The organism is Halorubrum rutilum, assembly GCF_024494565.1.
This window is the reverse complement of the sequence record NZ_JANHDN010000001.1, coordinates 482,005-508,781: the sequence shown is the minus strand read 5'-3', so window position 1 is coordinate 508,781 and position 26,777 is coordinate 482,005. Positions and strand designations below refer to the sequence as shown.

Annotated in this window: 30 protein-coding genes; 15 read left to right on the top strand and 15 right to left on the bottom strand. The window is 70.4% G+C overall.

Features of this window, described 5'->3' with window-relative positions:
* Nucleotides 1-236 precede the first annotated feature (236 nt).
* Complete coding sequence (locus NO900_RS02735; protein ID WP_256407673.1) at nt 237-665, top strand: RDD family protein; 429 nt, start codon at nt 237-239, stop codon at nt 663-665.
* Nucleotides 666-829: 164 nt separating this feature from the next.
* On the opposite strand, the gene NO900_RS02730 is transcribed toward NO900_RS02735, so the two are convergent.
* Entirely contained in the window at nt 830-2,728 is a 1,899-nt protein-coding gene (locus NO900_RS02730) for an ATP-binding protein (protein WP_256407672.1), read from the bottom strand.
* A 140-nt stretch (nt 2,729-2,868) separates the two neighbouring features.
* Between NO900_RS02730 and NO900_RS02725 the strand changes: the two genes are divergently transcribed.
* On the top strand, nt 2,869-3,099 hold the full coding sequence (locus tag NO900_RS02725; protein ID WP_256407671.1) for a DUF7987 family protein: 231 nt from the start codon (nt 2,869-2,871) through the stop codon (nt 3,097-3,099).
* 214 nt (nt 3,100-3,313) lie between these two features.
* Here the strand turns inward: NO900_RS02725 and NO900_RS02720 are convergent, their stop codons facing one another.
* Complete coding sequence (locus NO900_RS02720; protein WP_303654643.1) at nt 3,314-3,664, bottom strand: DUF8022 family protein; 351 nt, start codon at nt 3,662-3,664, stop codon at nt 3,314-3,316.
* Nucleotides 3,664-5,208 carry an acyl-CoA carboxylase subunit beta gene (locus NO900_RS02715; protein ID WP_256407670.1) on the bottom strand — a complete coding sequence of 515 codons (1,545 nt, stop codon included), beginning with the start codon at nt 5,206-5,208 and terminating at the stop codon, nt 3,664-3,666. Before NO900_RS02715 ends, NO900_RS02720 begins: the two co-directional genes overlap by 1 nt.
* Before the next feature lie 350 nt (nt 5,209-5,558).
* On the opposite strand from NO900_RS02715, the gene NO900_RS02710 reads away from it, so the two are divergent.
* From NO900_RS02710 to rpl12p, 3 genes are read left to right on the top strand one after another with little or no spacing between them, the layout of a single operon-like run.
* Nucleotides 5,559-6,197: a 50S ribosomal protein L1 gene (locus NO900_RS02710; protein ID WP_256407815.1), complete on the top strand. Its 639-nt coding sequence runs from the start codon at nt 5,559-5,561 to the stop codon at nt 6,195-6,197.
* The gene (locus NO900_RS02705; RefSeq protein WP_256407669.1) at nt 6,194-7,234 is read left to right on the top strand and encodes a 50S ribosomal protein L10; all 1,041 of its coding nucleotides are present in this window, start codon (nt 6,194-6,196) and stop codon (nt 7,232-7,234) included. Before NO900_RS02710 ends, NO900_RS02705 begins: the two co-directional genes overlap by 4 nt.
* A gap of 18 nt (nt 7,235-7,252) precedes the next feature.
* The gene (rpl12p, locus tag NO900_RS02700) at nt 7,253-7,597 is read left to right on the top strand and encodes a 50S ribosomal protein P1 (RefSeq protein WP_256407668.1); all 345 of its coding nucleotides are present in this window, start codon (nt 7,253-7,255) and stop codon (nt 7,595-7,597) included.
* A gap of 129 nt (nt 7,598-7,726) precedes the next feature.
* On the opposite strand, the gene NO900_RS02695 is transcribed toward rpl12p, so the two are convergent.
* Together NO900_RS02695 and NO900_RS02690 are read right to left on the bottom strand one after the other, a co-directional pair.
* A complete protein-coding gene (locus tag NO900_RS02695; protein ID WP_256407667.1) occupies nt 7,727-7,996 on the bottom strand; it encodes a hypothetical protein in 270 nt (89 codons plus the stop codon).
* Between the two features lie 69 nt (nt 7,997-8,065).
* Nucleotides 8,066-8,536 carry a hypothetical protein gene (locus tag NO900_RS02690; protein WP_256407666.1) on the bottom strand — a complete coding sequence of 157 codons (471 nt, stop codon included), beginning with the start codon at nt 8,534-8,536 and terminating at the stop codon, nt 8,066-8,068.
* Nucleotides 8,537-8,946: 410 nt separating this feature from the next.
* Here NO900_RS02690 and NO900_RS02685 point away from each other — a divergent pair, with 410 nt between their 5' ends.
* Nucleotides 8,947-10,647: an ATP-binding protein gene (locus tag NO900_RS02685; protein WP_256407665.1), complete on the top strand. Its 1,701-nt coding sequence runs from the start codon at nt 8,947-8,949 to the stop codon at nt 10,645-10,647.
* 27 nt (nt 10,648-10,674) lie between these two features.
* Here NO900_RS02685 and NO900_RS02680 read toward each other — a convergent pair whose 3' ends face one another.
* Complete coding sequence (locus tag NO900_RS02680; RefSeq protein WP_256407664.1) at nt 10,675-10,908, bottom strand: hypothetical protein; 234 nt, start codon at nt 10,906-10,908, stop codon at nt 10,675-10,677.
* Nucleotides 10,909-11,126: 218 nt separating this feature from the next.
* On the opposite strand from NO900_RS02680, the gene NO900_RS02675 reads away from it, so the two are divergent.
* The gene (locus tag NO900_RS02675; protein ID WP_256407663.1) at nt 11,127-11,621 is read left to right on the top strand and encodes a hypothetical protein; all 495 of its coding nucleotides are present in this window, start codon (nt 11,127-11,129) and stop codon (nt 11,619-11,621) included.
* Nucleotides 11,622-11,693: 72 nt separating this feature from the next.
* Here NO900_RS02675 and NO900_RS02670 read toward each other — a convergent pair whose 3' ends face one another.
* Nucleotides 11,694-12,263 (bottom strand): hypothetical protein, encoded by a 570-nt coding sequence (locus NO900_RS02670; protein ID WP_256407662.1) that lies wholly within the window; start codon nt 12,261-12,263, stop codon nt 11,694-11,696.
* Nucleotides 12,264-12,716: 453 nt separating this feature from the next.
* Complete coding sequence (locus tag NO900_RS02665) at nt 12,717-13,856, bottom strand: hypothetical protein (RefSeq protein ID WP_256407661.1); 1,140 nt, start codon at nt 13,854-13,856, stop codon at nt 12,717-12,719.
* A 248-nt stretch (nt 13,857-14,104) separates the two neighbouring features.
* Here NO900_RS02665 and NO900_RS02660 point away from each other — a divergent pair, with 248 nt between their 5' ends.
* The 4 genes from NO900_RS02660 (at nt 14,105) to NO900_RS02645 (ending at nt 17,589) form a co-directional block, all read left to right on the top strand.
* Nucleotides 14,105-15,643 (top strand): bacterio-opsin activator domain-containing protein, encoded by a 1,539-nt coding sequence (locus NO900_RS02660; protein WP_256407660.1) that lies wholly within the window; start codon nt 14,105-14,107, stop codon nt 15,641-15,643.
* Between the two features lie 159 nt (nt 15,644-15,802).
* Entirely contained in the window at nt 15,803-16,147 is a 345-nt protein-coding gene (locus NO900_RS02655) for a winged helix-turn-helix domain-containing protein (RefSeq protein ID WP_256407659.1), read from the top strand.
* Between the two features lie 169 nt (nt 16,148-16,316).
* Nucleotides 16,317-16,463, top strand: coding sequence for a hypothetical protein (locus tag NO900_RS02650; RefSeq protein ID WP_256407658.1), 147 nt, complete (start codon nt 16,317-16,319; stop codon nt 16,461-16,463).
* A 157-nt stretch (nt 16,464-16,620) separates the two neighbouring features.
* Nucleotides 16,621-17,589 (top strand): sensor histidine kinase, encoded by a 969-nt coding sequence (locus NO900_RS02645; protein ID WP_256407657.1) that lies wholly within the window; start codon nt 16,621-16,623, stop codon nt 17,587-17,589.
* 39 nt (nt 17,590-17,628) lie between these two features.
* On the opposite strand, the gene NO900_RS02640 is transcribed toward NO900_RS02645, so the two are convergent.
* Nucleotides 17,629-18,201 (bottom strand): response regulator, encoded by a 573-nt coding sequence (locus tag NO900_RS02640; RefSeq protein WP_303654672.1) that lies wholly within the window; start codon nt 18,199-18,201, stop codon nt 17,629-17,631.
* A gap of 156 nt (nt 18,202-18,357) precedes the next feature.
* On the opposite strand from NO900_RS02640, the gene NO900_RS02635 reads away from it, so the two are divergent.
* The gene (locus NO900_RS02635) at nt 18,358-18,549 is read left to right on the top strand and encodes a hypothetical protein (RefSeq protein ID WP_256407655.1); all 192 of its coding nucleotides are present in this window, start codon (nt 18,358-18,360) and stop codon (nt 18,547-18,549) included.
* Here the strand turns inward: NO900_RS02635 and NO900_RS02630 are convergent.
* A complete protein-coding gene (locus tag NO900_RS02630; RefSeq protein WP_256407654.1) occupies nt 18,530-19,216 on the bottom strand; it encodes a hypothetical protein in 687 nt (228 codons plus the stop codon). The two genes, NO900_RS02635 and NO900_RS02630, sit on opposite strands and share 20 nt — an antisense overlap.
* A 171-nt stretch (nt 19,217-19,387) precedes the next feature.
* Between NO900_RS02630 and NO900_RS02625 the strand changes: the two genes are divergently transcribed.
* Nucleotides 19,388-19,603, top strand: a complete 216-nt coding sequence (locus NO900_RS02625; RefSeq protein WP_256407653.1) for a DUF7472 family protein — start codon at nt 19,388-19,390, stop codon at nt 19,601-19,603.
* 13 nt (nt 19,604-19,616) lie between these two features.
* Here NO900_RS02625 and NO900_RS02620 read toward each other — a convergent pair whose 3' ends face one another.
* Genes NO900_RS02620 through NO900_RS02605 form a run of 4 tightly spaced genes read right to left on the bottom strand, consistent with a single transcriptional unit; the run spans nt 19,617 to nt 23,345 of the window.
* Complete coding sequence (locus NO900_RS02620; protein WP_256407652.1) at nt 19,617-20,876, bottom strand: DNA primase; 1,260 nt, start codon at nt 20,874-20,876, stop codon at nt 19,617-19,619.
* 54 nt (nt 20,877-20,930) lie between these two features.
* Nucleotides 20,931-21,467, bottom strand: a complete 537-nt coding sequence (locus tag NO900_RS17515; RefSeq protein ID WP_256407651.1) for a DUF5518 domain-containing protein — start codon at nt 21,465-21,467, stop codon at nt 20,931-20,933.
* A gap of 7 nt (nt 21,468-21,474) precedes the next feature.
* The gene (locus NO900_RS02610) at nt 21,475-22,152 is read right to left on the bottom strand and encodes an HVO_2922 family protein (RefSeq protein ID WP_256407650.1); all 678 of its coding nucleotides are present in this window, start codon (nt 22,150-22,152) and stop codon (nt 21,475-21,477) included.
* A gap of 50 nt (nt 22,153-22,202) precedes the next feature.
* Nucleotides 22,203-23,345, bottom strand: a complete 1,143-nt coding sequence (locus NO900_RS02605; RefSeq protein WP_256407649.1) for an FAD binding domain-containing protein — start codon at nt 23,343-23,345, stop codon at nt 22,203-22,205.
* A 273-nt stretch (nt 23,346-23,618) separates the two neighbouring features.
* Between NO900_RS02605 and NO900_RS02600 the strand changes: the two genes are divergently transcribed.
* Together NO900_RS02600 and NO900_RS02595 are read left to right on the top strand one after the other, a co-directional pair.
* A complete protein-coding gene (locus tag NO900_RS02600; protein ID WP_256407648.1) occupies nt 23,619-24,596 on the top strand; it encodes a bile acid:sodium symporter family protein in 978 nt (325 codons plus the stop codon).
* Nucleotides 24,597-25,036: 440 nt separating this feature from the next.
* On the top strand, nt 25,037-25,840 hold the full coding sequence (locus NO900_RS02595; protein ID WP_256407647.1) for an alpha/beta fold hydrolase: 804 nt from the start codon (nt 25,037-25,039) through the stop codon (nt 25,838-25,840).
* 25 nt (nt 25,841-25,865) lie between these two features.
* On the opposite strand, the gene NO900_RS02590 is transcribed toward NO900_RS02595, so the two are convergent.
* Nucleotides 25,866-26,678, bottom strand: a complete 813-nt coding sequence (locus NO900_RS02590) for a M14 family metallopeptidase (RefSeq protein ID WP_256407646.1) — start codon at nt 26,676-26,678, stop codon at nt 25,866-25,868.
* Between the last annotated feature and the right edge of the window lie 99 nt (nt 26,679-26,777).

Below are 26,777 nucleotides of genomic sequence, written 5' to 3'. Positions count from 1 at the left end.
GTATTCACCGACGATCCGGGATCAACCGCGTACAGCCGAGCGGCTGGGGCTTTGGCGGCGTTCTCCGTCACTCCGCTGCCAGCAAGCACGTACAACTGAGGGGCTGGGAATTTAGCGGTGTTCGTCGTCGATCTTCGACCGAAACGGCCGGTCGACGAAGCGTTCGAACGATTCCATATCTCCGCCTCTGAAACACCTATCTGGGATTAATAAGCGGTGAGAGACGGAAATGGAACATGGAAAAGCATCCGCAACCGCAACGGGGGACGAACGGAGCCGTGATCTGGCACCGGGTCGGAGCATTCCTTATCGACTCGATCCTCATGGGGCTACTCTGGGTTCCCGTTATACTCGCCGGGGCGACCCCCGGCGATATCGGTCTCCTCGCGCTGACGTTCACGGGGCTGGCTGCAACACTCGTCTACGGGTTTCTACTTGAGGGGCTGTACGGCTACACGCCGGGGAAATACCTGCTCGGATTGGTCGTCGTCAAGTCCGACGGTTCGAACTGTACGATTGGCGCGTCAGTACTACGGAACCTGTTGTGGATCGTCGACGCACTCCCGACGTTCAACCTCGTCGCAATGGTGTCGATATTGCTTACTGACGACAATCAGCGGGTCGGCGACCTCGTTGCAGATACGGTCGTCGTCAAGCAACAGTGATCGGAGCGGATCATCTCTGTTCGCCCCGTACCGACCGGCGAAGGGGCGGAGTGCGTCACTGACTGCGCGTTTCAACGACGCCTCATGAACGGTTAAGCCCCGGATCTGCTCACCCCAGAATCGTCGACCAGTTATAAACAACCGCGTCCGGAAACCGCTCGATCCTACTCCAGCACGATCAGCACGTCGCCCATGTCGACGCTGTCGCCCTCGCCGACGTGGACGCTCGCGACGGTGCCGCCGCGCTCGGCGACCACGTCGTTCTCCATCTTCATCGCTTCGAGGACGCAGACCACGTCGCCGGCGGCGACCTCGTCGCCCTCGGCGACGTCGACCGAGAGGATCGTCCCCTGCATCTCGGCCTCGATGGCCTCGCCGCCCTCCGCGACGTCGACGCCGTCGTCGCCGCCGTCGTCGGACGTCGCCTGCGGCGGGCGCTGCTGACCGCCCCCGCCGCCCCCGCCGGCGCCCTCCGGCACCCGGATCGCGGGCGCGCCGCGCTCCTCTAACTCGACGTCGAAGCGCTTCCCGTTCACCTCGACGGTGAACTCGCGCTCGGTCACCTCCTCGCCCTCGTCGTCGCCGTCGCCCGACGACGATTCGGTCCCCCACTTCGCCTGCGCCTCGGCGACCAGCTCCCGGTCGAGCTCCTCGTCGAGGTACTTCGTGGTGTGCGTCCCGTCGACGAAGCGCTCGTCGTCGAGCATGAGGCGGTGGAACGGGACGATCGTGACGACGCCCGTCAGGTCGTACTCCGCGAGCGCGCGCTTCGAGCGCGCGAGACACTCCTCGCGGTCCGGGGCCCACACGATCAGCTTCGCGATCATCGAGTCGTAGTCGGTGACTAAGTCGTCGCCCTGCCGGAGCGCGTCGTCGACGCGCACGCCGATCCCGCCCGGCGGGTCGTACGTCTCCAGCGACCCCTCGTTGGCGGGCTGGAACTCCTCGGCGGCGTTCTCGGCGTTGATCCGGAACTCGATCGCGTGCCCCTCCAGCTCGACGTCGTCCTGCGAGACGGAGAGGCCCTCGCCGGCCGCGACCCGGAGCTGCTCCTTGACGATGTCGATCCCCGTCAGCTCCTCGGTGACGGTGTGTTCGACCTGGATCCGCGTGTTCACTTCGAGGAAGTAGAACGGGGTGTCCGGCCCGAGCGGCTCCGACGGGTCGCGCTCCACGTCCTCCTCGACGAGGAACTCCACGGTGCCGGCGTTGGTGTAGTCGGCGGCGGCGACGCCGCGGCGGGCGGCCGCGCCGATCCGCTCGCGCAGCTCGTCCGAGAGCGCCGGCGAGGGTCCCTCCTCGATCACCTTCTGGTGCCGGCGCTGGAGCGAGCAGTCGCGCTCGCCGAGGTGGACCACGTCGCTCTCGGTCACCGAGCCGTCGGCGTCGCCGTCGGCCGCCGCTGCCGGGTCGTCCGCGACGATCTGCACCTCGACGTGGCGGGGGGTCTCCAGGTAGCGTTCGAGGTAGACGGAGTCGTTCGAGAAGTACGCCTCCCCCTCGCGCTTCGCCGATTCGAGCGCCTCCGCGGCCTCGTCCGCGCTCTCGACGACCTTCATCCCGCGGCCGCCGCCGCCGCCCTCGGCCTTGATCGCGACGGGGTAGCCGTGCTCGTCGCCGAACTCGGTGACCGCCTCCGCGTCGGTGACGGGCTCCGTCGTCCCGGGGACGATCGGCACGTCGGCGTCGTCCATCACCCGGCGGGCGTGGGTCTTCTCGCCGAGCCGCTCCATCGCGTCGCTGGCGGGGCCGACCCACGTGATCCCGTCGGCGGCCTCGACGCGCGCCGCGAAGTCGGCGTTCTCCGCGAGGAAGCCGTAGCCCGGGTGGATCGCGTCGGCGTCGGCCTTCCGCGCGGCGTCGACGACCGCCTCGCCGTCGAGGTAGGAGTCGGCCGCGCGGGCCGGGCCGACGTTGTACGCCTCGTCCGCGTACCGGACGTGGCCGCCGTGCTTGTCGGCGTCGCTGTAGACGGCGACGGTGTCGACGCCCAGCTCCGCACAGGCGCGCATCACCCGGACCGCGATCTCCCCGCGGTTCGCGACGAGAACCTTGTCGAACATTCTTACACCAACGTTCCAGCATAACCCACCTCATTCTATCGGTCCGCGACGACGACCGGTGACGACGATCGTCGTACTCTCCCGGCGCCGACCGCGACTCCCCGAGACGGTTAAGGGGCTGCCCGGTCCCATGTCCCGACATGCTCTCGCCCGGAAACCCCTACGTGTTGCCGTCGACGCTGGTCGCGGCGGCCGCGTACCTCGCCGCGACGCTCCTGACGGACGCCTCGGTCCTCGTCCGGATCGGGCTCCTCGTCCTCCTCGCCGGCGTCGTCCCCGTCGTCCTCAACCGGATCCTCGGCGGATCGGCCGAGACCGCGGCGGAGGACGCCGCGACCGAGGAGGGCGTCGAGGAGCCGCCCGAGGCGTGACGGCCGACCACAGATATATAAGCTATCGAACGTATCTTCCGACGCACCCCGTGAGGGGTTAGCACGGCGAGACGCCGGATCGCGCCTCGCCGCGGGAGGCGTTTCGCCGAGGCGGCGTCTCGCCGGGGGAATGCACGCGCTCGGACGCTCCCGCGTCCGGGAGCGGGCGTTCGGAACCGAGCCAGCGGCGGCGCCGTCGCGGCCCGCCGGCCCCTCAGAAGCGGTCGGCGCGGCCGGCCGCGGCCCACGGGTCGGTCGGCGCGCCCTCCGGGACGCGGACCGGTCGGCCGGTGAGCCGGTCGACCCGGCCGGCGAACGCCCACCGCTCGCCCGCCCACCCCTCGTCCGCGTCGCCGTCCGCGGCGGCGGCCGCCGCGGCCAGCTCCCCGTCGCGGACGTGCGCCGCGACCGCGGCGGCGATGGCGGCGGCCTCGGCGTCGCCGGCGTCGTCGGGAATCGTCAGCCCGTCGAGGACGGCGCCGGTCGGATCGCCGGGCTCGCCCCCGGTGGCGTCCGCGTCCGGGTCGATCGGGCCGGCGTCGGCCTCGGTCGAGTCGGTCGCCATCAGATGGGGATGTTGCCGTGTTTCTTCTCGGGCGCGTCCGAGCGCTTCCCCGTCAGCATCTGGAGGTCGTCGATCAGCCGGGCGCGCGTCTCCGCGGGCTCGATGACGTCGTCGATGAACCCGCGGTCGGCGGCCGTGTACGGGTTCGCGAACTCCTCGCGATACTCGTCGATGAGCTCCTGTCTCCGCGCGTCGGGGTCGTCGGCCTCGGCCAGCTCCTCGCGGTAGAGGACGTTGACGGCGCCCTTCGGCCCCATCACCGCGATCTCCGCGGTCGGCCAGGCGTAGTTGACGTCGCCGCCGATGTGCTTCGACGACATCACGCAGTAGGCCCCGCCGTACGCCTTCCGGGTGATCACGGTCAGGAGCGGCACGGTCGCCTCCGAGAAGGCGTACAGCAGCTTCGCGCCGTGGCGGATGATCCCGTTGTGCTCCTGGTCGGTGCCGGGCATGAACCCGGGCACGTCCTCGAAGGTGAGGATGGGAATGTTGAAGGCGTCACAGAAGCGGACGAACCGCGCGCCCTTCTGGCTCGCCTCGATGTCGAGCGTGCCGGCGTTCACGCGGGGGTTGTTGGCGACGATCCCGATCGAGTGGCCGTCGAGGCGGGCGAAGCCGACGACGACGTTCTTCGCGAAGTTCTCCTGCACCTCGAAGAAGGAGCCCTCGTCGACGACGCTGCCGATCACGTCCTTCATGTCGTACGGCTTCCGGGGCGCGTTCGGGACGATGTCGGCCAGCTCCTCGTCGGCGCGCTCCGGGTCGTCCCACGGCTCGACGCGGGGCGGGTCCTCGACGTTGTTGGCGGGGAGGTACGAGAGCAGCCGCGCGATGTCGTCTAAGGCGTCCTCCTCGCTCTCCTCGGCGAAGTGGGCGACGCCCGAGGTCGACGAGTGGGTGACCGCGCCGCCGAGCTCCTCGAAGCTCACCTCCTCGCCCGTGACGGTCTCGATGACGTCCGGGCCGGTGATGAACATGTGGGAGGTGTCCTTCACCATGAACGTGAAGTCCGTGATCGCGGGCGAGTACACCGCGCCGCCGGCACAGGGCCCCATGATCGCCGAGATCTGTGGGATCACGCCCGAGGCCTCCGTGTTGCGTCGGAAGATCTCCGCGAAGCCGCCGAGCGAGGCCACGCCCTCTTGGATCCGGGCGCCCGCGGAGTCGTTGAGGCCGACGACGGGCGCGCCCACGTCCATCGCCTTGTCCATCACCTTGCACACCTTCTCGGCGAACACCTCGCCGAGCGACCCGCCGAAGACGGTGAAGTCGTGCGCGAAGACGAACGTCTTCCGGCCGTTGACCTCGCCGTAGCCGGTGACGACCCCGTCGCCCGGGATCTGCTGTTCCTCCATCCCGAACTTGTGGTTGCGGTGGGTCCGAAACCGGTCGAACTCGTGGAACGTCCCGTCGTCGAGGAAGTAGTCGATCCGCTCGCGCGCGGTCATCTTCCCCTTCTCGTGTTGCGACTGGATCCGTTCCTCGCCCCCGCCCTCGGCCGCGCGCTCGCGGCGCTCGCGGAGGTCCTCGATACGGTCGTCCATCGTCACGCCGGACCACCCTGAGTCATTACCTCGTGGGTCGGCGACCGGCATCAAAAGGGTTCCCCTATCCGACGTTTCCGACTTCGACGGGCGTCGAATCCGGGGCCGCGGCGGCGACGGCGAGGCGGCGCAACGGCGAGGCGGCGCAACGGCGAGGCGGCGCAACGGCGAGGCGGCGAAGGGCGGCACCGCGGTCGACGGTGCGACCACCGCGGAGCGGCCCTGTCGCCGGTTCGCACGGGGACGAGCGGTTCGACGCTTTTAAACCTCCGATGGACCTCTCTCCGGTGAGACAGGCTTCGCCTGTTTCACTGACCCGTAGGAGCGACCTGCGTACTACGGAGGTGAAAATGGCAGACACAATACAAGAGGCCGTAACTCTCGCACTCGACGATGCGCCCGAGCGGAACTTCCGCGAGACCGTGGACATCGCGATCAACCTGCGAGACCTCGACCTCAACGATCCGTCGAACCGCATCGACGAGTCCGTCGTGCTGCCGGCTGGAACGGGGCAGGAGACACAGATCGTCGTCTTCGCGGAGGGCGAAACCGCCGTCCGCGCAGAGGAGGTCGCTGACGAAGTGCTCGACAGCGACGACCTCGAAGACCTCGGAGACGACGACGACCGCGCAAAGGACCTGGCCGGCGAGACCGACTTCTTCGTCGCGGAGGCCGGCCTGATGCAGGACATCGGTCGGTACCTCGGTACCGTCCTCGGTCCGCGCGGGAAGATGCCTACCCCACTGCAGCCGGACGACGACGTCGTCGACACAGTCAACCGGATGAAGAACACGGTGCAGCTCCGGTCGCGCGACCGGCGCACGTTCCACACCCGCGTCGGCGCCGAGGACATGGGCGCCGAGGCGATCTCGGACAACATCGACGTCATCATCCGGCGGCTCGAAGCGAGCCTCGAGAAGGGGCCGCTCAACATCGACGGGATCTACGTGAAGACCACGATGGGTCCCGCCAGGGAGGTGCCCGTATGAGCTCGGTCCGCAAGACCGAGACGATCCCGCAGTGGAAGCAGGACGAGGTCGACGAGCTCGTCGAGTTCATCGACTCGTTCAACTCCGTCGGGATCGTCGGCGTCGGCGGCATTCCGAGCCGACAGCTCCAGGCCATGCGCCGCGAGCTGCACGGCTCGGCCGACGTCCGCGTGAGCCGGAACACGCTCACCACCCGCGCCCTGGAGGAGGTCGGCGGCGGCGTCGAGGAGCTGACCCGGTACGTCTCGGGTCAGGTCGCGCTCATCGGGACGAACGACAACCCGTTCGGCCTCTTCAAGCAGCTGGAAGCCTCGAAGACGCCCGCCCCGATCAACGCGGGCGAGGTCGCCCCCAACGATGTCGTCATCCCCGAGGGCGACACCGGGGTCGACCCCGGACCGTTCGTGGGCGAGCTCCAGACGGTCGGCGCGGCCGCGCGCATTCAGGACGGCTCGATCATGGTCACCGAGGACTCGAAGGTCCTCAGCGAGGGCGAGGTCGTCGACGACGACCTCGCGAACGTCCTGACCGAGCTCGGCATCGAGCCGAAGGAGGTCGGGCTCGACCTCAAGGGCGTCTACTCGGAGGGCGTCCTGTTCGAGCCGGACGAGCTCGCGATCGACGTCGACGAGTACGCGGCGGACGTCCGCTCGGCGGCCGCCGCCGCGCGGAACCTCTCGATCAACGCCGCGTACCCGACGGCCGCCACGGTCGGCAGCCTTCTCGCGAAGGCCTCCGGCGAGGCGAAGTCCGTCGGGCTGTTCGCGGAGATCGAGAGCCCGGACGTCGTGCCCGACCTCATCGGGAAGGCCGACGCCCAGCTCCGCGCGCTCGCGGCCCAGATCGACGACGAGGAGGCGCTTCCCGAGGAGCTGCAGGGCGTCGAAGCCGCCCCGGCTCCGGCGACGGACGACGAGGAGGAACAGGCGGAGGAAGAAGACGACACGGACGACGCCGAGGCGGCCGACGACGCTGACGACGCCGACGAGGACGACGGCGGCGACGGCGGCGAGGGCCTCGGCGCGATGTTCGGCTAACACTACGAGGACACACCAATGGAATACGTTTACGCTGCGCTCATCCTGAACGAGACCGGCGAAGAGATCAACGAAGACAACGTCACCGGCGTGCTGGAAGCCGCCGGCGTCGACGTCGAGGAATCCCGCGTCAAGGCGCTCGTCGCCGCGCTGGAAGACGTCGACATCGAGGAGGCCGTCGAGACGGCCGCCGCGGCCCCCGCCGCCGGCGCCGCCTCGGGCGGCTCCGCCGACGCCGCGGCCGCCGACGAGGCGGACGACGACGGGGACGAGGCCGACGAGGCCGAGGAGGCCGCCGACGAGGCGGACGACGACGAGGACGAGGGCGACGGCGGCGAGGGCCTCGGCGAGCTGTTCGGCTGACGCCGGTAGAGCGCCGAGACCCCGACCGCACCGGTTCAGTTTTCACCGTTTTTTCGCTCGGAGAGCGACCGCGCTCCCGATCGCGACGCCGACGCAGACACGGACCGGTCGCCGGAGCGCCCTCAGCGGTCAGTCGTCCGAGGCCCCGCGGCGCTCGCTCCCGGTCCGGTGGTATCGCTCGGCCGGCGACCGCGCGCCCACGTACACCCGCACGTCGGAGAACAGCAGGAGCAGCCCCAGCACCGTCCACGCGCTCCCGACGACCAGCGCCCATCCCCACCCGTCGAAGACGCCGAGCGTGAACTGGAACGCCCACACGGCGACGGCCACCGCGAGGACGGCGACGCCGAACGCCGCGCTCGCCTCACTCGCCTCGCTCGCCCGCGATTCGACGCTCATTGCTCGGATCCGTCGACGACCGATAATAAACGCACGCCGCCAGTTATCAGGGGAGAGAACGCGGGCGACTCAGCCGTCCGTTTCGAGGCTGTCGGACGGGTCGACCGCGGTCGCGACCTCGTCGCCGTGCGTCGCGACGAGCCCGGCCGCCACGAGGCCGCCGTACGCGGCGATCGCGAGCCAGCCGTAGCCGACGACCGTCAGTCCGGCCGCGCCCATCCCGCCGAGCACCCATCCGAACGACACGCACGCCCACGCGGCGAGCGCGACGGCGTAGAGGTCGAGCGGCGCCCCGGTGACCGCCGTCTCCTCGAACTCCTCGATCCGGTCGTCGGTCGCGTCGGGCTCGATCACCTCCTCCGGCCGCGCGGCCATCCCGGCCGCGACGAGGGTCCCGATCGCCGCCACGGCGAGCCACGCGTACCCCACGACGGGGATCGCGACCGAGATTACGTCGACCGCCCACAGCCCCGTGAAGCCCGCGACGATCACCGCGACCGCGCAGTACCCCCGAAAGCCCTGTGTTATCAAGTGTCTCATTTCAACCGTGATAAATTTGTACTGATATAAATAAGTACCGGGCGGAGTGACGCGGCGTCCGGGCACTCCGTCCGGCGTATCGCCCGCCGGTACGCGCCGGCCGCGTCTCGGAACGCGCAACACGGGCGGGGGATTCACGGCGACCCCGCCGATAGCGGACGCGTGATGCCCGCCGTCGACCGACCGTCCGGTCCCGCGGACCGCCGGCGTCGCGAGTCCCGGCCCGTCGTCGCCGGTCGAGACGCGCGCCGTCGCGAGTCCCGGTCCGTCGTCGCCGGTCGAGACGCGCGCCGTCGCGACCCCGCGCCCCGTCGCGACGGATTCGACACGAATTTCCATCCTCCGAGTCGTGGCCGACCACGTAGATCGATCCGACCCTCCCGGACCCGCCTCGGACCCGCTCTCAGACCATGGTGATCGCCTCCCTCCTCGCCTCGCTGGCCGTCGACGCCGTCGCCGTCGCGCTGTTGGCGTGGGTGACGTGGCGGGTCGCGAGCGACCGGTCGCCGCCGAACGCGGACGCCTTCGCCGCGCTGTCGGGCGCGCTGCTCCTGTGGGCGGTCCTGTCGCTGCTGTCCGAGTTCCCCCACGCGTGGTCCGTGGGCGCGAACCTCGCGGGGCTCGGACAGCTCGTCCCGGCGGTGTTCGTCCCCGGGATCTGGCTCGTCTACGTGCTCGGCTACGCCGGCCGCGGGACGGGACTGTCCCGCCCGCGGATCGCGGTGTTCGTCCTCCTCGCGCTCCCGCTCGTCGGCGCGGTCGCCGCCCTCGACGGCGACCCGTCGGCGGGGGAGGTCCGGCGGTCGCTCGCGTCGCTCGTCGGGACGGAGCTGTTCCAGCTCTCGGCCGTCTACGTCTACGCGGCGGTCGTCTTCCTCAGGTACGGCTGGAGCCACGACCGGATCTCGACGGGCCAGCTGGCGGCGCTGCTCGGCGCCGTGTCGGCGCCGTACGTCGTCGGCGGGTGGCGCAGCGGCGACGTCGTCGTGGACGGCGTGACGGGCGGCCTCTTCCTCTCCGGGGCGCTGCTGTTCGTCTCGCTGCGACGGTACCCGGTGTTGACCGTCTTCCCCAAGGCGGACTACGTCGCCCGCTCCCGCGTCGTCGAGGCGCTGCAAGAGGCCGTGATCGTCGTCGACTGGGCGGACGACGTCCTCGACGCGAACGCCGCGGCCGAGGAACTCTTCGGGCGGTCGAGCCGGGCGATGATCGGGGAGCCGATCTCGTCGGTCGCCGAGGGGATCGGCGTCGCCTCGCTCTCCCCGGGCGCGACCGACTTCGCGACCCTCCGGACGACGAAGGGACGCCGGGAGTTCCGGATCACGGTCTCCGGCGTCTCGGACGGCGACGCCGACCCGGACGAGGACCCGGTCGCCAGGGCGGTCGTGCTCCGCGACGTGACCGACCGCCGCACCCGCGAGCAGCGGCTCTCCGTCCTCAACCGCGTGCTCAGGCACAACGTCCGGAACGAGCTCGACGTGATCCTGGCGCACGCCGAGCGGATCGAAGACGAGAGCCGTCGGGCGCCGATCCGGGACAGCGCGGCGGAGCTGGCGTCGGTGAGCCGGAAGGCCCGCGAGGCCGAGGCGGTGATGACCCACAGCGGCGACTCCCCGTCGACGATCGACCTCGCGGCCGTCGCCCGGGAGGTCGTCGCGGACGCACGCCGGGAGTATCCGGAGAGCAGCATCTCGGTGGACGCGCCGGACGACGTGCGGTTCGTCTCCCATCGCACGATCGTCCGCCGACTCGTCACCGAGCTCGTCGAGAACGCGGTCGTCCACTCGGAGGCCCCCGCGCGGGCCGAGGTGACGGTCGACGCGACCGCCGACGGAACGCCCCTGCTGCGCGTCAGCGACGACGGGCCGGGGATCTCGGACCGGGAACGCGACCTCCTTGCCGACGCGGGCGAAACGCAGCTGGAGCACGGGCTCGGCGTCGGCCTCTGGTTCGTCAACTGGGCGACCAGCCAGCTCGGCGCCGAGCTCGAGTTCGACTGCGACGACCGGGGCACCACCGTGACCGTCCGGTTCCACGGTGCCCATCGGTCCGGCGACGCGCGGGCCGAACCCCGCGAATCCGAGACGGTCGAAACGGCCTCCGGCGGTTGATTCCCTCTCGCCTCTCGCCCGAGACGCTCAGTCCGCCGAGTCCGGGCCCACCCGTTCGAACGCCGAGAAAAAGAGGAGCGCGAGCGCCGTGAACACGACCACACTCCCGACCACGCGAGCGGTGCTCGGTATCAGCGTCGCGTAGCCGCGAACCGCGACGGCAATATCGCCGAGCGTCGCAACGCCGAGCCCGAGCAGAAGCACGACGACTAGGAGGAGGCGCCGAACCGATTCGAGCAGTTCGTTCGTTTCGGAGGGCATCGATACTCGCTCGGCCGATGTCGCTATTAATCCCTCCGAAGCCGAGAACGGCCGACTATCCCGTCGCCGCATATCGACCGGTTCGGACTCCGTTTCGTGAAACCGATATCGTCGTTCCACGGGCCTCGTCCGCCGTCTCTCCCGCGGAGTTTCACGCCCCGAGACGACGCGCCCACGTTTAGGTGGTGTCGGGCGATACGACGGCACGTCCTCCGGTCATGAGTCAGCACACGAGTTCGACGCCCGACGCCGTCACGAGGCGCCGAGCCGTCGCGGCCGTCGGGAGCGCCGTCCTCGCGTCCGCCGCCGGCTGTTCGACGGTCCTCGACGCGGTCGGCAGCCGAGTCTTGGAGGAGGTGAACGTCCTCAATCAGCTCACCCACGAGGTCAGCGGGTCGATCGAAGTGACGGACCCGGCGGGCGAGACCGTCCTCGACGACTCGTTCGACGTGCCCTCGACCGAGTCGGACGGCGAGAGCAACGTCGTCGCGTACGCGGACGTCTGGACCGCCCCGGGAACGTATCGGATCGAGATGGAGCTCACGGACACCGTGGTCGGCGGCGTTTCGCGGGTGGACCGGCGGGTGGCCATCGACGACACCGAAGCGGAGCTGGTCGCCCTCTCCGTCGGCTCCGGCGACGAGAGCGAGCCGATCGCCGTCCGGGTCGGCGAGTCGTTCTCCGACCTCGGGCGGCCGAACGCCACCGGCTAGCCGGCCGCGAGCGCGCCGCTCCGGGGCGACGGCAGCGTCGGCGTTGCGGACGCCGAGCGACCTCTCGTCCCCCTATATCAGCTCGAAGGCGGACGTCGCGAGCTCGCCCGTCGCGCGCAACAGCACCAGCGTCGGCAGCGCGACCCCGCCGGCTCCGACGGCGAGGAGGATCGGCGACGGGACCCTCCCGATCGAGGCGACGGACGCGAGCGACGCGACCAGCCCGACCAGGAACGTCCCGGCGGCGATCGCCTCCGCGGTTCGAGCCGCGCCGTACAGCGTCGCCGACACGCCGGCGTCGTCGCCGCCGAACGGCGCGCCGCGGTATCGGACTTCGAGGGACGCGCGGACGAGCAAGAGGCCCGCCAGGAGGGTCAGGAGGCCGAGACAGACCGCGGCGACGATCAGCCCGCCGGTGAGTATCGACGTCTCCCCGCCGATCGCGGTGAGCGCGCCGAAGGCGACGACCGGGAGCGCCACCGCTCCGGCGACCGCCGCCGTCGCGGCGACTCCGGCCTCGACGTAGGTCCCGTTCGACGAGAGCCAGGCGTCGGCCCGACCCGCGTACGAGCCTTCTCGGGGGCGCGACTCGGCGCGCGCGGCCCCCCGCTCGGAGCTCCCTTCCGGGGCGTCGCTCGTCATACGCGCTCATCTCGCACCACGTGTATATCCCTTGTCCGGCGTCTCGCGGACGGAAAGACGCCGTGGGGACGCGCTCGGCTCGGAGAGCGGTCGCCGCCTCGGCGGTCGCTTTCCTCGAACGATCATCCCGGCTCGAACGAGCCCCCGTCTCGAACGGCCCCGGTGTTTCGAGCCCCGAAACGGTGTTGTACCGTTCATATGGCAGTCGGCGTAACGGGGAGGTGCCGCCGGTCGGAGGCGGCCGACGACCAAGTATCCGACCGCCGAGCGCGTCCCGTCTCTCCCCCGTCCGACGGGATCGCGCGCCCCTGTCACGACGCTCCGCCGATCGATTCCCCGCCGGACGTCGGCCCTCCTCTCACCCGGCGGCGTCGTCCCTCCGCGCGGAACCCGCCCGAGACCGACCGCTCGGCGAGGCGAGCACATGCGACCCGTCCCGCGTCGAACCCGACCTCAGGCGACGGGTATCTCGATCCGGTCGCCGACGCGAACCCCGAACAGTGACGCCTGCGACGCGAACGGGTCGGTCCCCGCGTCGACGTCGACCGTCACGGTCCGCCCGCGTCGAGCGACGGTCGCGTCCGAGAGGGCGGCGTCCCCGTCCCGTGCGGCGCGCGCTATCGCCCTCGCGGTCTCGCCGTCGAGCCGTCGCGGGTCCGCGACCGCGCCGTACCGCAGCCCGACGCCCGGTCCGCCGGCGTCGCCGCGGCGGGTTCGGTCCGCGTCCGCGGTCGGGTCCGCGCCGTCGCTCCGGGGCCCGCCGTCGGTCACCCGGAGGGACGCCCCGAGGGCGTCGGAGGCCTCGACCGCGGCGCGGAGCGCCGTCGGCGCGTCCGCGAGCGCGCGGCGCAAGCGACCGCGGGTCTCCGGGCCGAGGTCGACGCACAGCGCGGCGTCGCCGCCGAGCAGCGACGGGAGCGGTCCGTAGCTCGCGGTCGCCGCCCCCGGCCGTCCCCGACCGTCGACTCCGGCGTCGCGGTGCGCCGCGGCGGCGTCGGCGGTCGGACCGCGCGCGACGACCAGTTCGCCCGGCCCAACCGCGACCGCTACCCCGGCGCTCTCGGACCCGAAGCGGGCGAACTCGGAACCGGGACCGGCCTCCCGAGCGAACGCGGGGTCCGCGTCGAGCTCCGCGCCGAGCCCGTCCGGATCGACGTCGCCGACGGCGACCGCACACCCTTCGGGTCCGTCCGCGGCGAGCGCGACGCTCCCCGCCACCGCCCGGAAGTCGCCGAGCGAGACGCTCTCGTACCGGCCGAGCAGCCGGCGGACGCGCTTCCCGATCCCGCTCGGCAGGCCGGTCGCCGTCAGCACCGACGGGTCCGCCCGCGCGGTCGCGACGGTGTCGACGTCGGCCGACGCCGTCGCGGCGGGGTCGTAGCTCCCGGCGGCGACCGCCGACCGCGGCCCGTTCGGGCCCGCACCGCTCCCGCGCTCGTCGCCGTTCGAGGCGGCCCCGCCGGCGCTCGCGTCCGCCGCGAACGCGGTGTCCGGCGGGGCCTCGGCGGTGAGGTCGTCGATCGCTCCGCTCGCTCCGAGTCCGGTCGCGGCAAGCGCGGCTAGGCGCTTCGCGAACGCTCGCTTGGAGGGCATCACCCTACCCGACCCCCCGGCGGCTAATAATACTACTGGCGACGGCGCCGCTGGCCGCTCCCCGCGACCGCGTCCCCCGGAGTTCGGTCCGCTCCCTCGGTGCCGCTCCGCTCGCCGGGACGCCGAGACGACGCCCGACCGTGGACAGGGGTTAAATCGGACGAGCGCTCAACTGGGACCCGATGGAACGCCCCGCGGCGAACGGCGAGGTCCCCCGAGTGAACGACGAGGCCCCCGAGTGAACGACGATGGATCACCGACTTGAGGAGGCGCCGATCGGCGTTATCACCGTCCGAGACGGGATCGTGCGCGCGTGCAACGAGCCCGCGACCGAGATCCTCTCGGCCGACGCCCCCGACGGCGAACCGATCGCCGACGCGTTCCCCCGGTCGGTCGAGCGGTCGCTCCCGCGGGCGTTCGACGGCCCGTCGGTGTCGGACGTCTCGTTCGAGGAGTATTACCCGTCGATCGACCGATGGCTGTCGGTGTCGGTCGTCCCCGGCGACGACGCCGCGACCGTCTACGTGCGCGACGTCACCGCGGAGAAGGACCGCGAGCGGACGGTCGAACGGCTCCGCGCGGAGGTCGAGCGGGCGGAGATGCTCGACGCCCTGATCGCCGACGTGCTCGAAGGGCTCGTCGGCGCCACGTCCCAGGAGGCGATCGCGGAGACGATCCGGGACCGGCTGGGGACGTCCGACCAGTACCGGTTCGCGTGGACCGGCGAGTACGTCGTTGACGGCGACGAACTGGTCGTCGGCGGCGTCGCGGGCGACCCCGGGGAGACGTTCCCGGCGGTCCGCGAGGCGGTCGAGGCGGGGGACGCCGTCCCGGAACGCGAGGCCGTCGAGCGGGGGCGCCCGACGCTGGTTCGGTCGCTGAGCGAGGACGCGTCGGTGCCGGAGGCGGTGCGCGCCGCCGGGTTCGCGGACGGGGTCCAGTCGGTGTTCGCGCTCCCGCTGGTGTACGGCTCCAGCGTCTACGGCGTCGTCGGGGTCTACGCGGGGACCGAGGCGGCGTTCAGCGACCACGTGCAGTCGAGCTTCGAGACGCTCGGCGAGCTGGCCGGCTACGCGATCAACGCCACGCAGAACCGGAAGCTCCTGCTCTCCGACGCGGTCACAGAGGTCACGTTCGAGCTCGACGCGAGCTCCCCGCTGGTGCGGCTGAGCGACCGCCGCGACGCGGCGCTGGCGCTGGACGGGACCGTGACCGCCGACGACGCCGGCCTGACGTGCTTCCTGACGGTGTCCGGGGCCGACCCGGAGGCCGTCGTCGAGGCCGTCGAAGGGGTGGACGCCGCGCGGGACGGCCGGGTCGTCCGACGGACGGACGCGGAGCACGGCCGGGTCCAGGTGACGCTCGGCGAGGCGGCCCCGCTCGTCTCGGCGGTCGACCGCGGTGCCACGGTCCGGACGGCGACGTTCGACGCCGGCGAGGGCCGGCTGGTCGTCGAGCTGTCCCCGGACGCCAACGTCCGCCGACTCGCGGGCGTGCTCGGCGGCGACGGGCCCGCTCCCGTGCTCGCGCGGCGGGACAGCACCCGGTCGCCGACGACGACGCGTGCGTTCCGGACCGAGCTCGACGAGCGGCTCACCGACCGGCAGGCGACGGCCCTCCGGACCGCCTACCTCGCGGACTACTTCAGGTCGCCGCGGGGGAGCACCGCCGAGGAGGTCGCGGCGTCGCTCGGGATCACCGGATCGACCCTGCTCCATCACCTGCGCGCGAGCCAGCGAAAGCTGCTGGCGGCGTTCTACGACGAACGCGACGAGGGCGAGTCGTAGCGCTCCTCGCCCCCGACCGCCCTCCCGCGGCGGCGTCTGCGTCGACGCGCGGACGCCGCGTCGCGGCGGCGAGAGTCTGCATAGTTAGACTCCCGTCCGCCGTGCGACTCTGCATACTGAGCATCCCCTCCCAAGGGGGTTCCGCCGAGTGGGATCCACATGGCAGTGCGACAGCAGTCGCGTCACGAGCGTGCGGAGGAACCGGCCAGCCAGCTGTCGGCGGAAGAGCTCCTCGACCTGTTCGGCGACGAGTACACGCGGCGGGTGTTCGAGGCCGTCTCGGAGCGACCCCGCGGCGGCCGCGCCGTGGCCCGAGCGGCCGACGTCTCTCGCGCCACGGCCTACCGGCGGCTCAACGAGCTCCGGGACGCCGGCCTGGTCACGAGCGAGTACCAGTTCGCGGACGACGGCCACCACCGCGAGCAGTTCGCCGCCCGCGCCCGACACCTCTCGGTGTCGCTGGACGGCGGCGACATCGAGGCCGCGGTCAGCGTCGACGACTGACGCCCGAGCGAGGTCCGTCTCCGAGCCCGCGGACGGGAACAGCGTCGCCCATCCCACCGGCACTGACTCCGGGCGAGAAACACGCCGGTACCGATATGTGTCCGCGTTCGAACGCCGTCACATGGCGCAATCGGCGAACCTGTTCCGCAGCCCGCTCTTCCGTTGGGGAATGCCCGCTTTCACCACCGCCGTCATCGTGGCCATCGCCTTCCTCGTCGTCGAGGACCGAACGCTTCGACTGGCGATGCTGGCCGTCGGAGCCGCCGACCTCCTCGTCACGCCCCAGATACTGAAACTGGCGGCCCGGAACGCGTAGCGGGCCCCGTCCGCGACGCGGTGTTTCCGAGCCAGAACCGAAGCACAGCGTTAAACACGCGCCCGGGACATGGCGACGATATGTATCGGGCCCGGCGACCGTCGCCGCGAACCCCGGAGACCGAGCCGCTCGGACGGCTCCGAGAGGCACCCGACCGATGAGCGACGACCGTCGCGCGGCGATCCCGCTGACCGAGCTCCCGGACCCCGCGGTCGCGTACGCGGTCGAGGGCGACGACGCTCGGGTGACGGCCGCGAACGACGCGTTCCGACGGCGGTTCGACGAGCCGTCGCCCGAACTGCGCGTCTCGACGATATTCGATCGGTTCGGCGAGTGCGAGACGACCGGCGACCGGGACCCGGTGGCACACGTCGTCCGGGGCGACCGGATCGGGGTCCGCCTCGGCGGCTCCGAGACCCGCGGCCCGTTCCTCGCCCGCGTGATCCCGTCGGACGGGGACACCGGGTTCCTCACGTTCTCCGACCTCGGCGAGTACCCCGACGAACGGGACGCGCCGGGCGTCGATCAGGTCAGCAGCGTGCTCAGTCACGACCTGCGGAACCCGCTGGACGTCGCGAAGGCGCACCTCCGAGCGGCCCGAGAGACCGGCGATCCCGAGCACTTCGACTCCGTCGCGGCCGCGCACGACCGGATGGAGCGGATCGTTCGCGACGTGCTGACGCTGACGCGCGACGACCCCGTCGCTCGGCCGTCAGAGGCGGTGGCGGTCGAAGCCGCCGCGAGGGACGCCTGGCGGTCGATCGACGCCGACCGGGCCGAGCTCGCGGTCTCGGAGTCGCTCCCCACCGTCACCGCGGATCCCGATCGGCTCCGGCGGCTGTTCGAGAACCTGTTCCGAAACAGCGTCGAGCACGGCGCCCCCGACGACGGGGAGAAGACGGTCGTCGCCGTTCGACCGTTCGAACGCGGGTTCTACGTCGCCGACGACGGACCGGGCGTCCCGCCGGCGAAGCGCGGTCTCGTCTTCGATCCGGGCTACTCCACGCGCCCCGACGGGACCGGACTCGGGCTCGCGATCGTCGAGCGGATCGCCGACGCGCACGGCTGGGACGTGACGCTCGCGACGGCCGACGGCGGCGGCGCTCGGTTCGAGATCGGCCTCTGATCCGGACGCCGGGCCCCCGGGGCGCATCCGGCTATCCAGCTAGTAGGCCTCCCGCTCGATGCCGGAGAACGCGGTCAACAGCTCGTCGGCGTCCGGGAGGAGCCGGCAGATCCGTTCGCGCAACTCGGTGGCCCGCTCGTCGAGCGCGGCGAACCGCTCGTGCTCTTCGAGCCGCTCCGGCGGCAGCTCCGCCGCGATGACCGCCCGCTTCGATTCGATCCCGAAGTACCGACCCAGGAGCTCGTACGCGAGCACCCGGCACTGCTGGTCGACGACGGCCCTGACGTCCTCGCGGTCGACCGGCTTACAGAGGTAGTCGTCGAACGGGAGTTCGAGGAGCTCCAACCCCGGATCGATGGCGGTCACCATGACGATCCGAGTGCGCATGTCGTACTCCCGCAGCTCCTCGAGGACCTCGTCGCCCGACCGGTCCGGCATGTGGCGGTCCAACAGGACGACGTCCGGCGGTTCGGACTCGTCGACCGCCGACAGCGCCTCGGCGCCGCTGTACGTCACCGTCACGTCCGCGACCGCCTCTATCCGGAGGGCGTACGCGTCGGCGACCTCCTTCTCGTCGTCGACGAGCAGCACCCGCGGCCGGTCCACGTACATGTCGGCCGTCACGTCGGGGCGTTACCGGCCGCAGCCGTTAATATCCGCGGCTTCCGCGCGACGACGCGAACGGGTCCGCGCGACGGTCCCGAGCGACGATCGGCCCGAATGACCGCGAAACGGAGGCTTAAGTTCCGCGGCCTCCCCGGTGTCGGCATGCGAATCGTCGACGGCGACAAGGTCGAGTGCGACCGCTGCGAGTCGGTGCTCCCCATCGGAGACGCCTCGCTGCTCGAAAAGGAGACGAACCGCGACTACGAGCGGGTGCTGTGCGAGGCGTGTCTCGGCGCCGTCGGCGTCCCGAAGGGGTACACGCTGCGGCGCGACATCAGTCACCTCGCCGGGTGAGCCGCGAGGCCGGGAAGGCGTACCGCTCGCAGTCGGCCACGCCCCGCCCCGGACGGACCGCGTCGGCGTACACGGCCTCGACGACGGGCTCGTGCGCGCCGTAGGCGGCGTTCGTGGCGTACTCGTCGACGGCCCGGTCCTCCTCGGTCCGGTAGGCGTCGGCCCGCTCGGTCGTGACCGCGACGACGACGAGCCGCTCGTCGCTCTCGCGGTCGCGGACGACCTCGCCCGGCTCGAACGCGTGCCGGTCACAGAGGTGGGACCCCGGGTCGTCGAGCGGGACGAACGTCTCCGCGCCGCAGACCGCGCAGGCGCCGACGCGCTCGTCCGGAGCCGGGACCGACCCGGCGGTCACCTCCATCGCGACGCGCCGGAGGTGTTTACACCGGAGGCCGCGGATGGCGTGATCGGGGCAGGTGCAGGTGCCGGCGTCGAGCGCGGCGACGTAGGTGCCGCCGTCCGTCTCGACGACGTACCGGCGGTCGCGGAGCGGCCGCACCGTCATCTCCTCCGCGGCGGCGCGGGCCGATCGCTCGTCCACGTCGCTCTCGGCGTGGGTCTCGGCGTCGCGCTCGGTCTCGGAGTCGGCACGGCTCTCGGCACCGCTTTCGATATCGACGCCCGAGTCGGTGGCCGTTGACGCGGGTGGGTTTCTGAGGTGCGTCATGGGTGACCGCGAGGGCGGCCCTCGCTTCGCGCCGAGATAGGTCCCGCGAACGGTTAAATTCGCCGCCGAGCGGGGCCGAACGACGAATCTCTGGGGATCGGTCGCCGGAGCGACTCCGACCCGGCCGCCCTCATCGAAGTCCTTTTTTAGCGGCGACGGAAAACCGCGGGCATGGAAATCGACGCGGAGCTCCGTCGGCAGATCGCGGTCTCGCTGCTGGCGGCCGCCGTTTTCGTCGTCGGGCTGGTCGGGATCGGGGTCACCTTCGGCGGGTCGTCCGAGCTTCCGGAGTCCGGCGCGATCGCGCTCGTCGGGCTGCTGGCCGGGTTCGTCCTCCTGATGGCGCTCGTCGGCGCGTACCTCATCCGCGCGAACGACGGGGAGTGAGCCGGCGGCTCGGTCACTCCGCTCCGTCCGTGGTCGCGGTCCCGCTCGACTCCGCGGCCCCCCCTGACTCAGGGGTTCCGCCCGCCTCCGCGGACTCGTGCCCTTCCCTCTCGTCCCCTTCCTTCTCGTCGCCGTCTCTCTCCCCGTCGCCGTCCTCGCGGTCCCGCCAGTCGGCGACCTCGTCGGCGGCCGCGACCCGCTTCTCGTAGTACGCGAGCGGGTCGGCGGCGACCTGCATGTGGTCCTCCTCGTTGTGGCAGATCCCGTAGTTCGCCAGCGTCTCGCAGGTCGGCGGCGGGTACTGCGTCCCGCGGTCGTCCTTCAAATACTCCGTCTGGTAGCGGATTCCCTCCGCGTCGAGGCTCGTGTCGGCGCAGAACGCCACCACCTCGTCGGGCGTCATCCCGATCCCGACGAGGAACGCCATCAGCGCGAACGACTCCGGCGGCGAGAGGTCCGCGCCGCGCTCGGCCTTCTCGATCAGGTTCGTCATGCAGGGCGGGAACAGCTCGGGGGCGACGACGTCTATCGGCCCCGCGTAGCTCCGCTCGGAGAGCAGGCGCTTGAGGTCGGCGACGCCCTCCTCCAACTCCGCGGCGATCCCCTCGCCGGCCGCCAGCTCGAACGGGAGCCCCTCGCGCACCCGCTCCTCGACCGCGGCCTCCAGCGCGTCCAGCAGCTCCCCGCGGGAGACCCGCACCGCCCCGTCGGCGAGCGCGCGGTTGACGAGCCGCCACGACTCCCCCCACGACGGCGACGTGAGCCGGAGGTACGGGCCGACGTCGATCCGGTAGTGCGCGGGGTCGCGGCCGGGGGCGCCGGCGTCGGGGGCCGACGCCGATCGGGACGACTCCGGGCGGACGGCGTCGGCGAGGTCGAACTCGGCGAGCACGTCGTCGAGAGCGACGGTCGGCGTCGGCACCGACCGCAGCTCGTCGTCGGTCGCGAGGTCGCCGCGGATCCGGTCGACGGCGGTCGCGGCCTCCGCGGCGGCGTACTTCTCGATGGCGGGCTCGGAGTCGAGCAGCGAGACGAGGATCCGCGCGATCGGGTACGACAGCAGCTCCGCCTGCACGTCGTAGTCCGACTCCCCGGGGAACTCGCCGCTCTCGGACTCGACCGTCCCGTCCATGAGGGCGCGCTCGACGCGCTCGCGGCCCCGCTCGACGGCCGGCGCGTCGGCCGCGACGAGCTCCGGGAGCGACACCGCGGCGTCGGCGACGGCCTCGCGGGCGGCCGCGAAGAACGGGTACTTGGCGTCGAGCGCGTCCATGTCCGACCCGAGGTAGCGACGGGCGTCGAATAAGCGGTGCGGTCCGCGGCCGCGCTACAGCTCCCCGCGGAGGTAATGACCGAGGTAGCCGCCGATCACGCCCGAGCCGAGGGTGTAGGCGGCGCCGAGTCCGACGACGAGCAGCGCGAGCACCCCGAACTCCGCCGGTGCCCCGGCGAACCCGAACAGGAAGAGGACGAAGGCGACGACCGCGAGGAACGGGAGCGTCATCACGGCGCCGGCGACCGCGCCCGTCTTGAGCGCGTCGCCCGACGTGCCGCCGCAGAGGTAGCCGGCGAGCGCGCCGCCGAGCACGGTGGCGAAGGGGACGAACGACAGCACCGAGCCGGCGACCCCGCCCGCCAGCCCGTAGAGGACGATATCGCTCAGGTCCGCGGGCGCGTCGTCGCCGGGCGAGAGGAGCCCGTCCGAGTCGTCGTTCGGGGCGTCCCGGTCGGCGGGAGGGTCCGACCTCGCGTTGCCGCCGGCGGCGGTGTCTGAGCGTGTGCCCCGGTCGGCGGCGGTGTCCGCGTCGCCGCCGGCGAGGGGCTCCGCTCCCGCGTCGTCGGTGGAGGAGTCGTCGGGGACCACGACCGGCTCACTCCTCGTCGTCCTCGCCCGGCCCGTCGCCGTCGAGCTCGTCGACGGCCGCGCCCGGCGCGTTCGACTTCACGCTGTTGAGCCCCTGCTTCGCCTTCTGTTTCGAGGCGTACCCCTGTCCGCCGTCGGCGATGACGTTGCCGTTCTCGTGGCGGAGCCGCCAGCGGTGCTCGTCGGCCTTGTCCCGGAACAGCTCGAACGTCGCGCTGCTCCCGCCCTCCTCGGGCGGCTCCTCGTCGCGGCTCTCGTCGACCACGTGCGCGCCCGGCGCGTTCCGCTGGACGCTCTCGATCCCCGACCGCGCGTCGCGCTTGTCCGCGTACCCCTCGCCGCCGTCGGCGATGATGTTCCCGTTGTCGTGGACGAGCCGCCAGCGCCACTGGCCGGCGTTGTCGGCGTACAGCTCGAAGGTCGCCTTGCTCGCGGCGGCGTCGGCGTCGACCGCGCCCTCCGCCTCGTCGAACTCGACCTCCACCTCGAAGTGGACGGTGCCGTCCTCGCGTTCCAGTTCGACCTCGACCTCGGACTCGGCGGCGGGGTCGACCGTCACCGTCCCGGCGTCGTCGACCGGGACCGGCTCCCCGCGACCCAGCGCCCGCGCGATGCGGCGGAAGTAGGTAGCCAGCGCCTGTCGACTCCGAGACCCCTTCGACTCGTGGATCGTTTCTTCGGGCATACGTGTCTCACCTCACGGGCGGCACACAAAACGCTATGGCCGGCCCCCGGTCAGGCCAAATTCAGTCGCACGTCACCCATCTGTTTCCCACGGGCGACGAGGGAGGCGCCGTGCTCGGTGCGTGTTTTACTCCACGCGGTGAGCGCGTCGGCGACCGATCCGCGGGACGCAAGAGCGTCGGCCAGCGCGGTCGCATCGCCAGCCGCCTTCGCCGTCCCGGCTGCCGTGTGCGGGCGGGCAACGAACGCGGCGTCACCGAGCAGACACGCCCGATCCGCGACCATCGCCGGCACCGTTAGGTCGTAAATCGCCTGGACGAAGAGGTCCGGGGTCGCGCTGACGAGCGTCTCGAATGCTGGCGGAAGTGTCGCCGCGCGCTCACGCTGTCGGTGACGAACCGGATCGCGCAATCGACCCGGTGAGACAGAGAACCGGCGTTCGGTACCGCTCGTGTCCGTAAATATCGCACCCCGATCCCGCCCGTCGAGCGTGTCGTACCACACCCAGTTGAGTCGACGCGACCCCGGCTCGGTCTCACCGTCCGGGCCGGGGATGAAGTACGCGAGAACGAGCTGGTCGGTTCCTTGGTAAAACGTGAAGGTCCCGTCGAAGGCCTCACCGCACGCAGCCGGGAGCGCCGCTTCGTCGACGACGCCACGCCACGCGACGTACGACGCGAACTCTGGTTCCACGTTGGGGTGAAGCCGAGCGCGCGTCGTCGACTGGCCGCCCTCGGCAGCGACGACCACATCGGCCGTCCGTTCCGTGCCGTCGCCGATCGTCACGGTGGCCGTCTCGGGCGTCACGGCCGTGACTGCGGTTCCTGTGCGGTACCGCTCGTCGGGGAAGGCGTCACGGAGCCGTCGGTAGAGCGCGTCCCACGAGGTGAACACCATCGTCTCGGACACGGCGCGTTTGACATCACCGTTCTCCGCGAGAAACCGGCGTTCGTGAGACCGCGTCGTAATCGCCTCCGGGTCAACGATACCGTGCTCGCTGAGAAACCGTCGGATGTTCTGTTGGGCGACGATCCCGCCGCCGCGGCTCTCTAACGCTCCCGCTGATCGCTCGTAGATCGTTGGACGGTGACCCGCCCGTGCGAGTGCGAGACCGGTAAAGAGTCCGCCCATCGACCCGCCAGAAATGAGAACATCAAGCCCGGAAACGGACTGACGCGACTGTTCCGTGGACATACGGATCCATTCCCGCGTGACGGGTGAAAGCCTGCGGATCCGCCGACGTGGCGCGACTCTCTGCGGCGAGCACGGAACGATCGAGAGATGTCGTCAGCAGCCGCAGGGGGGACCGAGCGCCCGAACGCGTTGCTGGCGACCGCCCTCGGTGTCCGACCGGCGAGACGCGGCTCGGCGTCGCCGGTGCGGTCGGCGATCGCGTTGACCGAGAGCTGCCCCGCAATACTGCCAGGAAACGAAGCTTTTCTCTTCACGAGCTAGCGCGATATCCGTATGGGCGTTGCTGATGGAATTTCGCGGGCGGCACGGATCGCGAGCAAGTACTTCGTCGTCTGGGTGATCGCGGCGGCGGGTCTGGCACTCGTCTCCCCGACGACGTTCGTTCCGGTGCTCGACTACGTCAACCCCCTGCTCGGGATCATCATGCTCGGGATGGGGCTGACCCTCCAGCCCGCAGACTTCCAGCGGCTCGTCGAACGGCCCGTCGATGTCGGCATCGGTGCGATCACGCAGTGGCTCGCGATGCCGCTAGCGGCGTACGCGCTCTACCTTCTCTTCGACCTGCCCGAGGCTGTCGGCGTCGGACTGATTCTCGTCGGCGCCGCGCCCGGCGGGACGGCGTCGAACGTGATGACGTACCTCGGCCGCGGCGATGTCGCCCTCTCCGTCGCGATCACGACGGTGACGACGCTCGCGGCCCCCATCGTGATGCCCGCGTGGACGCTGTTCATCCTCGGGGAGGCCATCGACGTGACGTTCATGGAGATGTTCACGAGCATCGTCCAGATCGTCATCATTCCGGTCGTGTTCGGCTTTGGAGTTCGGTACGCCCTCGACCGCTACTCGCCGACGGCCGCAGAGATCGGCGTCGACGTCTTCCCCGTGATCAGCGTTGCCGCCATCGTCGCCATCGTCGCGGGCGTCGTCGGGGCGAACGTCGACAACATCCTCACGGCGGGCGCGCTCGTGCTGGCCGCAGTCGTTCTCCACAACGGCATCGGCCTCGGCGCGGGGTACGGCGTCGGCCGTGCGTTCGGCATGACCACGGACCGGGTGCGGACGACCACGTTCGAGGTCGGTCTCCAGAACAGTGGGCTTGCGGTGGCGCTCGCGGCGTCGCTGTTTGACCCGGCGGCCGCCCTCATTCCGGCGCTGTTCAGCGTCTGGCACAACGTCAGCGGTCCCGCGCTCGCGAGCTACTTCACGTGGAGCGACGACCGGGCCACGAGCGGCCCCGTCGCAGCGGACTGACCGCTGCCGGCGCCCGAGCGCTTGATTGCTCGTCTCACGTGTAGATGAGCGCCGTGCGTTGCCACCGATCGGTCAGTGGTCGTAAACGTCGAGTACCTCGAACGCGCGACTCAGGGAGGGAGCGTCAGTATCCGACTCCCCGAGCAGAGGGACTAATCACGTCCGGGGAGTAGTTCCGGTATGCCCGCATCCATCCTCTCGGATAAATTGGACACGAACGATCTGTGGGCAGTAGGCGGCGTGCTAACCGCCTTCGGCGGTGCCCTCACAGTTATATTGGGTCTCGTCCGGGACGAAACCGCGGTCGTGATGGCCGGATCGGCTGCAATGTTGACATCGGCGTCAGTTCTCCTCCTCGTTACCGTAACCACACGAGCTCAAGGAGACGCCGCCGGGTGACCCGTCACAACGACTAACAGCGATCACACATATTCCCGCGTATGCCAACTGAGTCGGTCAACGGGGCCGAACTGTACTACGAATCGAGCGGGGACGGAGTACCGGTTGTGTTTCTCCACGGCGTACTGATGAGCAGCCGCTTCTTCGACGAACAGCAGCCGCTCGCGGAGGAGTACCGGACGGTCACACTCGATTTTCGGGGCCACGGTCGCTCTGAAAAGACCGAAACGGGCCATACACTCCCGCAGTATGCTCGCGACCTAGAGGCGTTACTTGACGCTCGGGGCCTCGCTGATATCGTCCTTGTCGGGTGGTCGATGGGATCGCTTGTGGCGTGGGAATACGTCCGCCAGTTTGGGACGGACCGATTCCGGGGGTTCGTGAGCGTCGAACAACAGCCACTCGATCTCGAACAAGCGGGGTACGATCACGGTGTGTTCGACTTCGACGAGCTCCGGGGCCTCATGGAGCTCGCACAGACGGACCCACACGAGCTGGCGCGGTCGTTGATCGAGCAGATGCTGGTGGACGAACCGGCCGCCGTCGAACAGCGCCTCTTCGATGAGATAACGCGGGTGCCACCGTCAATCACGAGCGCGATTCTGTTTGACCAATCAGTGCGGGATTACCGGAAGACGGTCCCTGCGGTGGATGTCCCCACTCTCGTGTGTCTCGGTGAAGACGAAACGATGCTAGAGAACGCTGGCGTCGAGTATGTCGGCGAGAGGACGCCCGATGCCGAGGTGAAACGGTTCCCCAACAGCGGTCACTGCCCGTTCCTCGAAGCGCCCGAAGCGTTCAATGAGGCCGTCTCGTCGTTCATCACGAACCGCTGCCATCCGTAGCGCCCTCAGTTCAGTGAATTCCAGTTCACGAGGACGCGTCACCGAGTTTGCCAAGCCGGATAGAGCGGTAGCCGAGAAGGACGTCGTGGCCGGTTGCAGACAGAAGAACCGGCCAGAACTCCTCATCTGCAACCAACTCTTCACCAGCGGTTGTCGTCGCGAACACGTTTCCCGCCGCGACCCGCTCAAAGTTATCGACATGCACGCGATACGTCTGATCAGTCGCTTTGTGAATCGCGTCTTGGACGAGATAGTGGGTTGTCGGTGTCGAGGGGACCTCACCCGGAAGGACATCCATCACTCTGAGAAACGCAAGCAGACATTCGTACGCGTTTTCAGCGGCAGTGTCTGAGCCCTGATACCCCGCTTCGACGTTCACAAACCTGGGGAGATTGACGCTTCGACCGTCGACGACACCGGAGAAATCGGCAGCGTGAGCGAGCGGCAGCGCCTCCATAATCGTCGCCTTCAGCGGGGTCGGGTCAGCAAGCGTGCCAAACGGCTCGGCGAACGAGACTGTCGAGTGGAATCCGAGCGTCACACAGCCGGCGATCTCCTCGAGAAGGTCGGCTGCGAGCTGCTCTTCGTGAACGTCACTGTCTGCTGTTCCGGGGAACGATCGGTTGAGGTCCGCGTCAACGTATCGGGTCCCGGCTGCGAGCGCTCGTTCGTTCGCGATGATGAGTTTGACTGGCCGTCGGATTGTCTCGACAAACGCGGACGTGAGAAAGCGCTCGATCGCACGGGCGCCACACGGTTCGTCGCCGTGAATCGCGCCGACGACCGCAACCGGCGGCGTGTCAGTCGTCTCCCACGTACCGAGCACCTCAACGCGCATCACGTCGCTCCATGAGGGTCCCGTCCGAAATACGCTGTCCCGGAGCGGCGTTCACCACGGTATTTCTTACCCTCGTGGCTCGAGTTCGAGGTATGGTTC